The sequence below is a fragment of the Vibrio sp. HB236076 genome (assembly GCF_040957575.1).
GTDB lineage: Bacteria > Pseudomonadota > Gammaproteobacteria > Enterobacterales > Vibrionaceae > Vibrio.
Genome location: NZ_CP162601.1, coordinates 1,702,789 through 1,717,355 on the forward strand (window position 1 = coordinate 1,702,789; position 14,567 = coordinate 1,717,355).

General features: G+C 47.4%; 10 protein-coding genes. 4 read left to right on the forward strand and 6 right to left on the reverse strand.

The window, feature by feature from the left end:
• Positions 1 to 47 precede the first annotated feature (47 nt).
• The 6 genes from AB0763_RS07485 to gyrA form a co-directional block, all read right to left on the reverse strand.
• Positions 48 to 1,130, reverse strand: coding sequence for a DUF1513 domain-containing protein (locus AB0763_RS07485; protein ID WP_306100508.1), 1,083 nt, complete (start codon positions 1,128 to 1,130; stop codon positions 48 to 50).
• The gene (locus tag AB0763_RS07490) at positions 1,111 to 2,151 is read right to left on the reverse strand and encodes an imelysin family protein (protein ID WP_306100133.1); all 1,041 of its coding nucleotides are present in this window, start codon (positions 2,149 to 2,151) and stop codon (positions 1,111 to 1,113) included. The genes AB0763_RS07485 and AB0763_RS07490 overlap by 20 nt, the downstream gene beginning before the upstream one ends.
• 57 nt (positions 2,152 to 2,208) lie before the next feature.
• Entirely contained in the window at positions 2,209 to 3,714 is a 1,506-nt protein-coding gene (locus AB0763_RS07495; RefSeq protein WP_306100134.1) for a di-heme oxidoredictase family protein, read from the reverse strand.
• Between the two features lie 77 nt (positions 3,715 to 3,791).
• Positions 3,792 to 5,051: an imelysin family protein gene (locus tag AB0763_RS07500; RefSeq protein WP_306100135.1), complete on the reverse strand. Its 1,260-nt coding sequence runs from the start codon at positions 5,049 to 5,051 to the stop codon at positions 3,792 to 3,794.
• A 276-nt stretch (positions 5,052 to 5,327) separates the two neighbouring features.
• Entirely contained in the window at positions 5,328 to 5,921 is a 594-nt protein-coding gene (ribA, locus tag AB0763_RS07505) for a GTP cyclohydrolase II (RefSeq protein ID WP_306100136.1), read from the reverse strand.
• A 548-nt stretch (positions 5,922 to 6,469) separates the two neighbouring features.
• Positions 6,470 to 9,136: a DNA topoisomerase (ATP-hydrolyzing) subunit A gene (gene gyrA, locus AB0763_RS07510; protein ID WP_306100137.1), complete on the reverse strand. Its 2,667-nt coding sequence runs from the start codon at positions 9,134 to 9,136 to the stop codon at positions 6,470 to 6,472.
• A 289-nt stretch (positions 9,137 to 9,425) separates the two neighbouring features.
• On the opposite strand from gyrA, the gene ubiG reads away from it, so the two are divergent.
• The 4 genes from ubiG (at position 9,426) to yfaE (ending at position 14,375) form a co-directional block, all read left to right on the forward strand.
• Complete coding sequence (gene ubiG / locus AB0763_RS07515) at positions 9,426 to 10,139, forward strand: bifunctional 2-polyprenyl-6-hydroxyphenol methylase/3-demethylubiquinol 3-O-methyltransferase UbiG (RefSeq protein WP_306100138.1); 714 nt, start codon at positions 9,426 to 9,428, stop codon at positions 10,137 to 10,139.
• Between the two features lie 476 nt (positions 10,140 to 10,615).
• The gene (nrdA, locus tag AB0763_RS07520; protein ID WP_306100139.1) at positions 10,616 to 12,898 is read left to right on the forward strand and encodes a class 1a ribonucleoside-diphosphate reductase subunit alpha; all 2,283 of its coding nucleotides are present in this window, start codon (positions 10,616 to 10,618) and stop codon (positions 12,896 to 12,898) included.
• Positions 12,899 to 12,963: 65 nt separating this feature from the next.
• The gene (gene nrdB / locus AB0763_RS07525; protein ID WP_306100140.1) at positions 12,964 to 14,097 is read left to right on the forward strand and encodes a class Ia ribonucleoside-diphosphate reductase subunit beta; all 1,134 of its coding nucleotides are present in this window, start codon (positions 12,964 to 12,966) and stop codon (positions 14,095 to 14,097) included.
• On the forward strand, positions 14,097 to 14,375 hold the full coding sequence (gene yfaE, locus AB0763_RS07530) for a class I ribonucleotide reductase maintenance protein YfaE (RefSeq protein ID WP_306100141.1): 279 nt from the start codon (positions 14,097 to 14,099) through the stop codon (positions 14,373 to 14,375). The genes nrdB and yfaE overlap by 1 nt, the downstream gene beginning before the upstream one ends.
• The last annotated feature ends 192 nt before the right edge of the window (positions 14,376 to 14,567 follow it).

Sequence of the window (14,567 nt, forward strand, 5' to 3'; positions counted from 1 at the left end):
GCCAGATACTAAAGAGCAACGACAATGTGACCCCCCTTGTGCATACACTAACTCAAGCGAATTCTTTGCCAGTGATTGTCCCACAGCACATTGGAGTGATAACGCGATAAGGTGGCAGCGCGTTGATGGATCACGTCGCCACTGCCAGAGCTTAAATAAAAGCCCTCTTTCGTCGCCACTACACCCGATGCATCGGCTAAGGAATGTAAACTCAGTAATTCAAGCGTGTGTTTGTCCCACACACCGTAACAATTTCCTGGTGGTGACGTCGCAATAATCCTGTGTTCATCGGCGGCTATACTGGCAATGTAATGGTTAAAACGCGCCCATTGATCGGCTCGAGCTTTCAGCGTGCGTAACGGTTGACCTGCTTTGTGAATGGCGATCAGCGCTGGGTAATCATCGGGGGTGCCGCGATACTGCTGACCACACAACACCGCGCCTTGACCGTCTTGGGCCAAATGTCGAATACTCAACTTTGCATCCGCGAGGTGTTGTTGGTCGAGTAATGCCCCCTCGCCGGACAAGTAACACAAGCTCGGTGACATTGAATCTAAATTCAAAGGCGTCCGTCCTTGTGTGTGCACGCCGCCGACACCAACGACCAAGCGACCGTCGTCAAGTTGAATGATCTCATGGGGGCCAATGCCAAAACCGCTAAACTCAGCCACTTTGCGATAGCCTTGTTCAACCGAATAAACGCCGATAATACCTTGGCTGGTTCGCTTTTCACCCTCAGTGACGTAAAGCCATTGCTGATCGAATGAATAAACGCCATGACCGTAAAAATATCGCTTGCCGCTGGCCGCTATCATTTTGATCATTTGCCCAGTGCGATAATCCAGTACCATCATGTAATCGCCCGGTCGACGCGCAAACACCGTTGCATGACCATTACCAGCACTGGCGACGCCATGGCCGCGTGCAGGCAGCTCTAATCGATGAATCGGAATGCCTTGACGGTCTGCCACTATAGCTTGGTAACCACGCCTGCCATTTAATGCACAACCTATCAAACCAGGCTGACGCTCAGCGACACTGGTACAAGCGGGAATAAAGGGCAAGGCGGTTAATGCCAGCGCCTGCTTTAACAGTTGCCGCCTTTGCTGATCAATCGCCATCGGTTGCATTAAACCCAACAATAACGCCAAGTGCGACCGCGGCTTCATCGTGTAACAAATAGTGCAGCTGCTCTAATTTGTTTTTTTGCAACAACACAGCACGGTACCCCTCACGACTGGAAATATCGGTAAAGAGGGTCAGATCCTCAGGCCATGTTTGCATTATCAATTGGAACTCATTCACCATTCTATCTGCAATATCGGCGTGCCCGCTCGCTCTTAGGTCGTGATCTAGGCCATGACCATCGGCCATATAGAGTTGAAATAACGCACTAACGTTGGCTTTAATATTGGCCATTGACTGCCCCGAACGCCAAGATTCGGCAAAATATGGTCTGGGTTTGCCGATCTCCGCCAAAGGGCGATTTAGCTTACTCACGCTAAATTCCAGTTGATTGCTCAACAAAGCCACGTATTCATTGCGCCAAGTGTTGGCATCAAGTTCTTGCCACGGGTTTTGTTGCCACGCTTTAGCAATTGCTTGGCTTTGCACGTACAAGTTTTCGCTGATGGTTTCACCCAAGTGGCACGCTGCTGACGTCTCGATGGGTGACGCAGAATCGTAAAGCAACCACTCTAACGCCCCAATCCCTTGCGTCGCGACGCTGCCAGCACCAATTTGCGCCACCGTCACCGGCTCGGATTGGCGTAATAAAGCCGACATTTGACGCCCTGTGGTATTTTTCTTATCCGGCCAAAATTGGATCTGCCAACTTTTTTCAATTGCTTGTGCCGGGCCTCGTTGTTGCCCCTGCAACGCCATCCAAGCTCGCGCGGTTTGTTGCCACTGTAAACGAACCGACTCCAGGGTTTGTTTACCCTGACAAGCGTGCTGAAAGCCTTGATGTAAAGCCTTTGATTCCTGTGCCAATTGATGGGCAAATTGCGCTTCGATTTGATAAACCGGTTGACTCAACGCCTCAGTCTGCTGATAAATAGCAGCATTCTCTGAGTTTACGGAGTCCGTCGCTTGACAGCCCGTCAATAGACCGGTGGTCACTAGCGTCGATAATATAAAAACCTTATTCACTGCAATACCTTGGTGTTTAGTGTTTAATCGTAACGGTGCTCGCAACAACGCCTTGATTTACAAAGATTGAAGAAAAGCAACCAATGCTTCACGCTGCTGCTCGTTAAGTTGTAATACTTGTTGTTTGATCGGCTCAGCTTCTCCGCCATGCCACAAAATCGCTTCGAGTAAATTGCGCGCTCGTCCATCGTGTAAATAGTGAGTATGGCCACTGATTTTCTTGGTATAACCGATCCCCCACAGCGGCGGAGTTCGCCACTCTCGACCGTTGGCGGTAAACTCAGGTCGGTTGTCTGCTAGCCCTTCACCCATATCGTGTAACAAGAGATCGCTATAAGGGTGAATGACTTGTTGAGATAAGGCTGGTGTCTCTGGCCGGTTACCCGTTTTAAAAACCGGCTGATGGCAGCGACCACACCCTAATTCGGTAAACGTTTTCTCACCTTGCAACGCCAACGCATCATCGAGTTGGCGCCTCGCAGGGACAGCAAGGTGGCGGGTGTAAAACTCAACAAAATTTAAGACTCGCTTGCTCACTTCAGGACTGCCACCGTCGGGAAGTTGCTGACAAAGAGTCTGGCTTGGCTGACAACTTGGCTTAGGAAACATATGACTCGTCAGGCCTAAATCTTCGCTAAACGCCGACGCATTTTGCTGCATCAACGTCGGCTGGCCCGCTTTCCAACCAAAGCGACCAATCGCCAACCGTTCGGCTTGTCGGTCCCAGACCCAATTTACACGGCCAGAAATACCATCTTGGTCATAATCATTGGGATCTTGAGCAGCCAACAAAGTAGCATCATCAATACTTTCTAGCAGGCCTAAGCCTATCATCGGCGGCGCAATACGCGCCGACATTTGCACCTGCTGTGACATCTTGCCATAAGCCAGTTCAGATAACACTATCTTGGGTTTTCTCAACGTTACAGTATAGCCATCGGCAAACTGAACCTCCTGATAGTGATATTCAACCGCCACTTTGGCTTCAGGCTTTTGACCAGGTAGTGCAAAATCTTGTAATTGAGTGCCATAAGTGGGTTCGCCAATCACGCCCTGGCGTTGTATCAATTTTTGTTGCGCCGGCGATGTGGCAGGCACACTCAGGCGGATCAACATTGACACGGCGTTGTCTTTTGCCGATTGCGGCGGATGACCTCGCCCATCGCGAATATGGCAGTTTTCACAACCATTGGTATTAAACAGAGGGCCAAGTCCATCTCGAGCATCGGTGGTCGATGGTGCTTGTACCCAAGGGTTGCGAAAAAAGCTGTTGCCGACACTAAAATCGAGTCTCTGTGACAAGGGCAAATTGGCCGCTGGCAAAGAAAAAGCATGGTCTCCCACTGGGGTTACTGTACCTTGCCCACCAGACAAACGCTTATCGAGAACAAATGGCTTTGCTTCATTCTTGCTCTCCACTTGCTGGCGTATTGACGGCGACTCAGTGACATCAACACCTGCGGCGCTAGCACGCTCCTCAGACGCCGCTGTGGCATGGGTAATGACCACAGGTATGAAAACACTCAATTTAGCCCAGTGTGTTAATTGTTGCGTCCATTTCATAGCGTAAAAAAGGGCTCAAGCGAGCCCATTATATCCATAATTTTTTGCAGCGCTTACTCTGCAAATTTGATAACTGATTAAAACTCGTGATCAGCGGTATCTGGGTTCAGGTTATCAATACCAATGATGGCAGAGACATCTTCAATGGCTGCCGTCTGAGCCACAAGTGCATTGATTGATTGATTTACCAATGCATTGCCTTGCTCATTGCCTGGGGCGATAAGCTGATCAAAATACTGATTATTTTGCGCAGATTCAACCAAAGTGTGTACTTGTGCACGGGTGGTATCAAATTGCTGCTGAATGCGCGCTGCCGCTTGAGCATCTTGCTGTTTAACTAAATCGTATAGACTCGGCCCTGTCACCAATTCACCATTGACACGTTTGTAACTGCCGGTAAAGACATTGTAAACGCCTTGCTCGTTATAGTAATGCGAATTGTGGGTGTTATCAGAGAAACAATCGTGTTCATCTTCGGTTGAATGTGCTTCTAACGCGACTTTCATGCGTTCGCCGGCCAATTCACCAAGCGACAAGGAGCCCATGCCAAACAGCATTTTGCGCAAGCCATTTTCTGCCGACTCACTGAGCAAAAGTTGACGATAATTCTCTTTGTTACCTGTAGCCCATTGCTTTTCCATCCACGCCAAATCATCGACCAGTAACTGAGTTACCGATTGTAAGTATTGTGCGCGACGCTCACAATGGCCATGAGTACAACCTTCCCCTTGCACATAATCGGTATAAGGACGCTCACCGGCCCCGGCGTTTGTGCCGTTGAGATCTTGTCCCCACAACAAAAATTCAATCGCGTGATACCCCGAAGCGACATTGGCCTCTGAACCACCTAATTCATTAAGGCTGGCAATTAACTCGCTGCTAATGGTTTGAGTATCGAGTGTTGTGTTGCCGACGTTAATTGACGTGTTAGCAATAATATTGGCTTTCGCACCTGCGTTGCCCAACTCGTATTGATAATCATCGGCGACATAATCAATTAAGCCTTCATCCAATGGCCAGGCGTTGAGTTGGCCCTCCCAGTCATCAACAATGGCATTGCCAAAACGAAACACTTCAGATTGCTGATAAGGGACTCGGGCGGCAAGCCAAGCTTGTTTCGCCGCTTCAAGTGTCGCCTCACTAGGTGACGTGACAAATTGGTCAATCTTTTCTTGCAGTGCTTGTGCCGTCAAATATGAATCGGCAAAAACAGCGTGCGCAACCTTAGTGTATTGTTCGACCACTTGTTGCTGAGTCACCTCCGCTGCTTGCAAGTTAGCGCTGGCCACGCCAAGTGAACCGATGAGAGTCAGTGCCACTTTGTTCGATAAGTTCATTCCTTAGCCCTTATTAGTATTAAAAATGATAAGTATTCTCAATATTATTAATACTAATATAACTTGGTATTATCACGCTATAGAAATTAAAAAAAAACCTCACAAATGTGAGGTTTAACGATTAATACCAATCTGATTCAGTCTGTGGTCAAGGATAGCGCAGGCAAAAGCTTGATAACAAAGTAAGAAAAAAGTGAGTGGTGATTCTACAAGTCATTTTCTTAACTCGCTATGTAGTTAGATTGGTATCAATAACACCATTGCGATGTCAGTTCATTAGACTTCAAGTTGATGGCCGTGATCGGCCTTTGCCTTGAGGTACCCTTCGTTGCCATCTTTGAGGTGAGCTGACGTGTGGATAACCTGGTCAATCTTTATACCAAAGTCTTGTAAATCGCGAATCTTCTTCGGGTTATTCGTCACCAATTGCACATTATCAATGCCCAAAGCCTGAAGCATTTGTGCCGCTTCGGTAAAGTCTCTCAGATCATCGGCAAAACCCAGTTTGTTATTGGCTTCATAGGTGTTTAAGCCTTGGCTTTGCAAATGGTACGCATCAATTTTGTTGTAAAGACCGATACCGCGCCCTTCTTGGCGCAAATAAAGAATGATCCCCCCGGTTTGGGCCATCCTTTCGATCGTTTCATCTAATTGCTCTCCGCAATCACATCGAGAAGAGTGAAAAACATCACCCGTTAAACATTCAGAATGCATACGCACGATAGGAACCGCTTGGGCTTTATCGGCTTGTTTAAAGATTACAGCAACGTGCTCTTTATCCGTTTTCAAACCGCGAAAAGATAACAGTTCTGCTGGGATATGGCTTTTGGCGCCAACTTTAAAATCTACTCTGGCTCTCACTTCTGCCATACTTTTACTCACTTTGTTTACAAAAACTTAAGACCGCTTGTCGCCTTATTTCATCACCATAATAACCGTGTGACATCAAGTTAATCTAACCATCAGTTTAAGCTGAACCGGCAAGACACAGGAAACTGGCTAACCTTCAGCGGCTTGTGATTGTCTGACCACTTAATTATAGACGGTTTTGACCTCACTAAGAGATTGGACTTTCTACTTTCGATAGATGGGTATGAATTTTCGCTTTTCAAGCACTCATCGCGTTTAAATTTAATTGTTATAATATAACAATAATGAGATAAATCAAGTTCCGAGGACAATGAATTGAATCGAGTTTGATTTGCAAATTCTTTTGGCATCAATCATTAATCAACAATTGCAGCCAAGGGCCTCCGACCGCATCACGAGCAAGAGCGAGTCAATGAAGAACGACATTGGCGTGCCACCTTATCGCAGATATAAAAAAGCCGAGGCAGTTGTGCCCCGGCTTGTTATCGGTATTGGTCTTGTCATTGTGCGCCGCTTTGTTCAAACGTCCACCATGGTATCAGAGCGGCTTATTCAGTGCCTTGCTCACCGTCACCATGCTCAAGGTTGTCGTCCGTATCACTTTGCTCATTGTCGGCAAGTGGGATGTCAGCGCTGTCAGTCGCTGGCTCATTGCCGTCTTGCTCTGCCAGCTCTTCAGCCAACTCAGCAATTTCTTCAATGCGTTGCAACCCAACCACAGCTTCGCCTTCTGAAGTACGGATCAAGGTCACCCCTTGGGTGTTACGACCAACTTGACTGACCTCAGAAACACGTGTGCGGACTAAGGTTCCCGCATTGGTGATCATCATGAACTCATCGTTTTCAGAGGTTTGAATCGCGCCAACAACAGAGCCATTGCGCTCTGACACCTTGATTGATACCACACCTAAAGTCGCACGACTCTTGGTTGGGTACTCAGACAAATCAGTGCGTTTACCATAACCGTTTTCCGTGACGGTTAGAATATCGCCTTCAGCGCCAGGGACAATCAAAGACACAACTTTGTCTTGCTCACCCAACTTCATACCACGGACACCGGAAGCCGTTCGTCCCATTGAGCGCACTTGATCTTCGTGGAAACGAACCACTTTACCCGATTGTGAGAACAACATAATGTCACTGTTGCCATCGGTAATGTTGACGCCAATCAAAGAATCTTCTTCTCTTAGATTAACCGCAATCAAACCATTGGCACGAACATTTGAGAACTGATCCAACGAGGTCTTCTTCACTGTACCGTCGCCGGTTGCCATAAAGATAAACTTGTCTTCACTGTACTCACTAACCGGCAAAATGGCGGTAATGCGTTCGTTTTCTTCCAGAGGAAGGATGTTGACGATCGGCTTACCACGCGCAGTGCGAGTCGCTTGTGGCAATTGGTAGACTTTCAAGCGATAAGCTTTACCACGAGTCGAGAAACACAGAATGTTGTCATGGGTATTGGCCACTAACAAACGCTCAATGTAATCTTCGTCTTTCATGCGAGTGGCGCTCTTGCCTTTGCCGCCACGTCGTTGCGATTCATAATCACTCAACAACTGGTACTTGACGTAACCTTCGTGTGACAGGGTAACCACAACGTCTTCTTTGGCAATCAACTCTTCCATGTCAATGTCATGGCTTGCTGAGGTGATTTCGGTGCGGCGCGCATCACCAAACTGCTCACGCACGATCTTCAGCTCATCACAGATCACTTCCATCAAACGCTCAGTGCTGGCTAAGATATGAAGCAATTCTGCAATTTCATCGAGCAGCGATTTGTACTCGCCGAGAATTTTCTCATGCTCGAGGCCGGTTAGCTTGTGAAGACGCAAGTCCAAGATAGCTTGCGCTTGTTGCTCGGTAAGGTAGTACAAGCCGTCGTGGACACCGTATTGCGGCTCCAGCCACTCAGGGCGTGCGGCGTGGTCGTCGCCCGCGCGGTCTAGCATGGCCGAAACGTTACCAAGCTCCCAACCACGAGCTACCAAGCCCGCTTTCGCTTCAGCCGGTGTCGGTGCGTTGCGGATCAACTCAATGATGGCATCGATATTGGCCAAGGCCAGTGCCAAGCCTTCAAGAATATGCGCGCGATCGCGCGCCTTCTTCAGCTCGAACACGGTACGACGCGTGACGACTTCACGACGGTGATCAACAAAGCACTTCAGCATTTGTTTGAGATTAAACAACTGAGGCTGACCGTCATTGAGTGCCACCATATTAATGCCAAAGGTGGTTTGCAATTGGGTATTGGTGTAGAGGTTATTGAGCACCACTTCACCGACCGCGTCGCGTTTACACTCGATCACGATGCGCATGCCGTCTTTGTCTGACTCATCGCGCAAGGCCGAAATGCCCTCCACTTTTTTGTCTTTGACTAACTCGGCAATTTTTTCAATTAAACGCGCTTTGTTGACCTGATAAGGGATCTCGGAAACCACAATGGTCTCACGGCCGTTTTTATCGGTTTCAATGTCCGCTTTCGAACGCATGTAAATTTTACCGCGCCCCGTTTTATAAGCATCAACGATGCCTTTACGACCGCTAATAAGCGCCGCCGTCGGGAAATCAGGACCGGGAATATGCTGCATCAACTCGTCAATCGTGATCGCTTCGTTGTCGATGTAGGCCAAACAGCCATCAATCACTTCGGTTAAGTTGTGCGGCGGAATGTTCGTCGCCATTCCCACGGCAATCCCCGAAGAACCGTTGACGAGTAAGTTTGGTATCTTCGTCGGTAACACGGCTGGGATTTTTTCGGTACCGTCGTAGTTCGGTACGTAATCCACGGTTTCTTTTTCTAGGTCAGCCAGCAGTTCATGGGCAATTTTTGCCATACGAACTTCGGTGTAACGCATTGCCGCTGCAGAGTCACCATCGATGGAACCAAAGTTACCTTGGCCGTCAACCAGCATATAACGCAGTGAAAAGGGTTGCGCAAGACGTACGATGGTGTCGTAGACCGCACTGTCACCATGAGGGTGATATTTACCGATCACGTCACCCACGACACGGGCAGATTTTTTGTATGGTTTGTTCCAATCATTTCCCAGCACATTCATCGCGTACAGTACGCGGCGGTGCACAGGTTTTAGACCATCACGCACATCGGGAAGCGCTCGACCAACGATGACTGACATCGCATAATCAAGGTATGAGCCTTTTAGCTCATCTTCGATGTTGACGGGCGTGATCTCTTTCGCTAGATCGCTCATAGAGCTATTGTCCCTCTATTCTTTGATCGTATCTGGTACGTACAAGGTTAAAAATATACCACAATTATTCGTCATCAGTGACAACTTTCATCGTCGATTTTGACCTTGACTGCCCGATTCGTGATTAATTGTCGATAAAAGCATCAAAACTGGCTTATCAATCTGATTCATTAACACTATTTATTAACGAAATTTCGATTTTCACTTCCGCTTCAACACTCTGCGCCTGTACCCCGCATCATTTGTCAGTATAATGTGACCACTTCTATATCAACGGAGACGATAGACGATGAATGAAACTATCAATGTCGATCCAAACGAAATTGCAAAGTTCGAACAAATGGCTTCGCGCTGGTGGGACAAAAGCGGGGAATTTAAACCTTTACACCAGATAAACCCATTGCGTCTTAGCTATATTATCCAAGGCGCGGAAGGCATCTTTGGCAAGCGAGTGCTCGATGTCGGGTGTGGCGGCGGTATTTTAGCCGAGAGCATGGCCAAAGCCGGCGCCGAGGTGACCGGCCTCGACATGGGAAGAGAGCCTCTTGAGGTGGCCAGATTACACGCGCTTGAAAGTGGTGTCACCAATATTGAATACCTACAAGACACGATTGAATCACACGCCGAGCAGTACGCCGAGCGCTACGACGTTGTCACCTGCATGGAAATGCTTGAACACGTCCCCGACCCTGAGTCCGTGGTGCGAGCTTGTGCTGCCTTAGTCAAACCCGGCGGTCATGTGTTTTTCTCCACCCTCAATCGCAATCTCAAATCTTACCTTTTTGCCATTGTCGGCGCTGAACAGGTCATGAAAATCGTCCCGAAAGGCACCCATGAACACAGTAAGTTTATCCGCCCAAGTGAACTTTTTAACATGATAGATCGCACCGATTTACAAGAGCAAGGTATTACGGGCTTACATTACAATCCATTGTTTGACCAGTACAAACTCGGCAGCAACGTCGATGTCAATTACATTATCCACACCCGTAAAATCGGCTAAATAAGGCGGCCTCAAACAACGAGTCCAGCGGCTGATATCAAGGCGCTGATATCAAGACACTGAGCGAGCAGTCATCGCCCACTCAGCGTCTTTCTCGGTCGTGTGCCACACTGAGTACGCTACGCCGTGGTGACCTTTTTCACCATAGCATCCCACCGGTTTGACCGCGAGCATGAGCAGGCAGTAAACGCAATGCGATTTCTTATACAGAATAGCGCAAAGATCAAGTAATTTTTTTTTCTAACTGGTCATCTTTAATCCGATGATCACCATGTCAATTTTGATGACTACGTCTGCCCTTTGCTTCTCAGTGAGTAGCTACTTACAGATTTTTTTCTCTTAGCGAGTTATCCACAAGTCATCCCAAAGTCATGCCTTGAAATGCCCGACAAATAGCTCTATCTTGTATCCAAAATAAATAAGACCCCTACATCTAGTGTTTACCTCACTAGATGTTGATAAATGGTGTGTGAATAATGAACCAACAACTTACTGTCACTAAACGCGATGGTCGCAAAGAGTCGATTGATCTCGATAAGATCCATCGCGTGATCTCTTGGGCGGCTGAAGATTTAAACAACGTTTCCGTTTCTCAGGTCGCATTGCGCGCGCATATCCAATTTTACGATGGCATCACGACCTCTGACATCCACGAAACCATTATTAAATCCGCTGCTGATTTGATTTCAGAAGAGTCGCCTGATTATCAATATCTCGCCGCTCGCTTGGCCGTTTTTCACTTGCGCAAAAAAGCCTACGGTCAATACGAGCCGCCGCGCCTTTTCAACCATGTGCAAAAAATGGTTGAAGCCGGTAAGTACGACAAACACCTGTTGGCCGACTACACGGAAGCGGAATTTGATCAACTCGATGCTTTCATCGAGCACACTCGCGATCTCAACTTCTCTTACGCGGCAGTAAAACAGCTCGAAGGTAAGTACTTTGTACAAAACCGCGTCACCGGTCAGATTTATGAAAGTGCACAGTTCTTGTACATCCTAGTCGCCGCTTGTTTGTTTGCCAATTATCCCAAAGCGACTCGCCTTGACTACATTAAGCGCTTCTACGACGCCACCTCAACGTTTAAGATTTCGCTGCCCACCCCCATCATGTCGGGTGTGCGTACGCCAACGCGTCAGTTCAGCTCTTGCGTCTTAATTGAGTGTGGTGATAGCCTAGATTCAATCAATGCAACAGCAAGCTCTATCGTGCGCTACGTGTCACAGCGAGCGGGTATTGGGATCAATGCGGGCCGTATTCGCGCCCTTGGCTCAGAAATTCGCGGTGGCGAAGCCTTCCACACCGGCTGTGTTCCTTTTTACAAGTACTTTCAAACCGCTGTTAAATGTTGTTCTCAAGGCGGGGTGCGCGGCGGTGCGGCCACGGTTTTTTACCCGTTCTGGCACGGTGAAGCTCAGTCACTATTGGTTTTGAAAAACAACCGTGGTGTTGAAGAAAACCGCGTGCGTCACATGGACTATGGTGTACAGCTCAACCGTTTGATGTACCAACGCTTAGTCAAAGGTGGCAACATTACCCTGTTTTCACCGTCCGACGTTCCTGGCTTGTACGACGCTTTCTTCGAAGATCAAGATGAGTTTGAAAGACTCTATGTGCAATACGAACAAGACGAGAGCATCAAGAAGACCACCGTCAAAGCACTCGACATGTTCACCCTCTTAATGCAAGAGCGTGCATCAACGGGTCGTATTTACATTCAAAACGTCGATCACTGTAACACGCACAGCCCCTTTGATCCTAAGGTTGCCCCGGTTCGCCAATCGAACTTGTGCTTGGAAATTGCATTGCCAACCAAACCGTTAAACAATGTCGAAGACGAGAACGGCGAAATTGCCTTGTGTACGCTTTCTGCGTTTAACTTGGGTGAAATCAACCATCTCGACGATTTTGAAGAATTAGCTGATCTGGTTGTACGCGCACTTGATGCCCTACTCGACTATCAAGATTACCCACTGCCAGCGGCACGTCGTTCAACTATGAATCGCCGTACTTTAGGTGTGGGTGTGATCAACTACGCCTACTACCTAGCAAAAAATGGTCTGAAATATTCAGATGGCAGTGCCAATGCACTGACTCATCGCACGTTTGAAGCCATGCAATATTACTTGCTCAAAGCATCGGTAAATTTAGCCAAAGAATTTGGCCGTTGCCACGCGTTTAACGAAACCAATTACGCCAAAGGCCTTATGCCAATTGACACCTACAAAAAAGACGTCGATAACATTTGTGCTGAGCCTTTGCACTATGATTGGGATGGTTTACGCCAAGAGATCATGGAACACGGTCTTCGCAACTCAACCTTAACCGCGTTAATGCCTTCAGAAACGTCTTCGCAGATCTCAAATGCCACCAACGGCATTGAGCCACCGCGTGGTTTTGTCTCTGTTAAAGCGTCTAAAGACGGCATTCTCAAGCAAGTGGTGCCTGAGTACACCGAGCTAAAAAATCAGTACGAACTGCTGTGGAGTCTCGAAAACAACAACGGCTACCTACACCTCGTTGGGATCATGCAAAAATTTGTTGACCAAGCCATTTCGGCCAATACCAATTATGATCCAAGTCGTTTTGAAACCAGTAAAGTACCGATGAAGGTCTTGTTGCAAGATCTGCTCACCGCGTATAAATTTGGCGTCAAAACCCTTTACTATCACAACACCCGCGATGGCGCGAGTGACGATCAGTCCGGTAAAGTGGTAGCTCAAGACGACGATTGCGCCGGCGGCGGTTGTAAAATTTAAGACATACATACATCTAAAAAGATTCCTGACATTGCCTCAGGGGTCTTAGTTTATTGAGGCTCGACATGGCATACAGTACTTTTTCTCAACAAAAAAATGATCAGCTTAAAGAACCAATGTTCTTAGGCCAATCGGTGAATGTAGCTCGCTACGATCAACAAAAATACGAAGTGTTTGAAAAGCTCATCGAAAAACAACTGTCTTTCTTTTGGCGTCCAGAAGAAGTTGACGTATCCAGTGATCGCATCGATTACGCCAAGCTTCCTGAGCACGAAAAACACATTTTCTTGTCCAACCTAAAATACCAAACTCTGCTTGATTCTATTCAAGGCCGCAGCCCAAACGTCGCGCTGCTGCCAATCGTTTCTCTTCCTGAGTTGGAAACCTGGATTGAGACCTGGTCGTTCTCTGAAACGATTCACTCTCGCTCATACACTCACATTATCCGCAACATCGTCAACGACCCGGCGGCGGTTTTTGACGACATCGTTGAAAATGAGCACATTCTAAAACGCGCCAAAGACATTGCTCACTACTACGACAACTTGATCACCATGACCAATGATTACCATCGTTACGGCGAAGGGACTCATACGATTCAAGGTGAGGAAGTGACCATCAGCAAGCACGCTTTGAAAAAGCAACTCTACTTGTGCTTGATGTCTGTCAATGCGCTAGAAGCCATCCGCTTTTACGTCAGCTTTGCCTGTTCTTTTGCTTTTGCAGAACGCGAATTGATGGAGGGCAATGCCAAAATCATTAAACTGATTGCTCGTGATGAAGCACTTCACCTCACCGGTACTCAACACATGATCAACCTACTGCGCAACGGTCAAGATGATTTTAGCTTTATCCAGATTGCAGAAGAGTGTAAGCAAGAGTGCTTTGACTTGTTTAAAGAAGCAGCAGAGCAAGAAAAAGAATGGGCGGAATACCTGTTTAAAGACGGCTCTATGATTGGTCTTAACCGCGAAATCTTATGCCAATACGTTGAGTACATCACCAACATTCGCATGAACGCCGTTGGTTTACCTGCCGCCTATCCAGAAGCCACCACCAATCCAATTCCCTGGATCAATGCATGGCTGTCTTCGGACAACGTTCAAGTGGCACCACAAGAAGCGGAAATCAGCTCTTACCTGGTTGGCCAAATCGACAATGAAGTCAGCAACGACGACTTTGAGGGCTTTGAACTTTAATGCCTTCAATTCATATTAATGATGCGATTTTGATTGAATCTAACGATACCGATACCTTGTTAGAAACAATGGAAAAAGCCGGCTTGCAACCTGAGTACCATTGTCGTGATGGCCATTGTGGTAGCTGTAAGTGTGGCATCACGACCGGTGAAGTGGATTATGTTGGCTTTCCGTTGGCTTATTTGGCACCCGGTGAAGTGTTGCCTTGTATCGCCAAAGCAAAATCATCCATTTCATTACACAATGTGAATTACAACATTAATGTAAAAAGCGCCTAGCGCTCAGTAATAATCTGATTAAGTCTGGGGTAATGATAGCGCCGGAAAATCGTGAGAATAAGGCAATCTTTTTCTTATAAAAATAAGAACCTCAGTCGTTATTCTACCTGTGATTGCCTTAACGACGTTATCGATTCTTTACAGGCTAGGATAAGCCGCTATTGAGTTAGATTGGTTTTAGCGCTTGCCTCG

Coding starts and splice junctions, on each gene's coding strand:
- AB0763_RS07485 (WP_306100508.1), bottom strand. CDS start 1,130: ATGCAACCGATGGCGATTGATCAGCAAAGGCGGCAACTGTTAAAGCAG.
- AB0763_RS07495 (WP_306100134.1), bottom strand. CDS start 3,714: ATGAAATGGACGCAACAATTAACACACTGGGCTAAATTGAGTGTTTTC.
- AB0763_RS07500 (WP_306100135.1), bottom strand. CDS start 5,051: ATGAACTTATCGAACAAAGTGGCACTGACTCTCATCGGTTCACTTGGC.
- ribA (WP_306100136.1), bottom strand. CDS start 5,921: ATGGCAGAAGTGAGAGCCAGAGTAGATTTTAAAGTTGGCGCCAAAAGC.
- gyrA (WP_306100137.1), bottom strand. CDS start 9,136: ATGAGCGATCTAGCGAAAGAGATCACGCCCGTCAACATCGAAGATGAG.
- ubiG (WP_306100138.1), top strand. CDS start 9,426: ATGAATGAAACTATCAATGTCGATCCAAACGAAATTGCAAAGTTCGAA.
- nrdA (WP_306100139.1), top strand. CDS start 10,616: ATGAACCAACAACTTACTGTCACTAAACGCGATGGTCGCAAAGAGTCG.
- nrdB (WP_306100140.1), top strand. CDS start 12,964: ATGGCATACAGTACTTTTTCTCAACAAAAAAATGATCAGCTTAAAGAA.
- yfaE (WP_306100141.1), top strand. CDS start 14,097: ATGCCTTCAATTCATATTAATGATGCGATTTTGATTGAATCTAACGAT.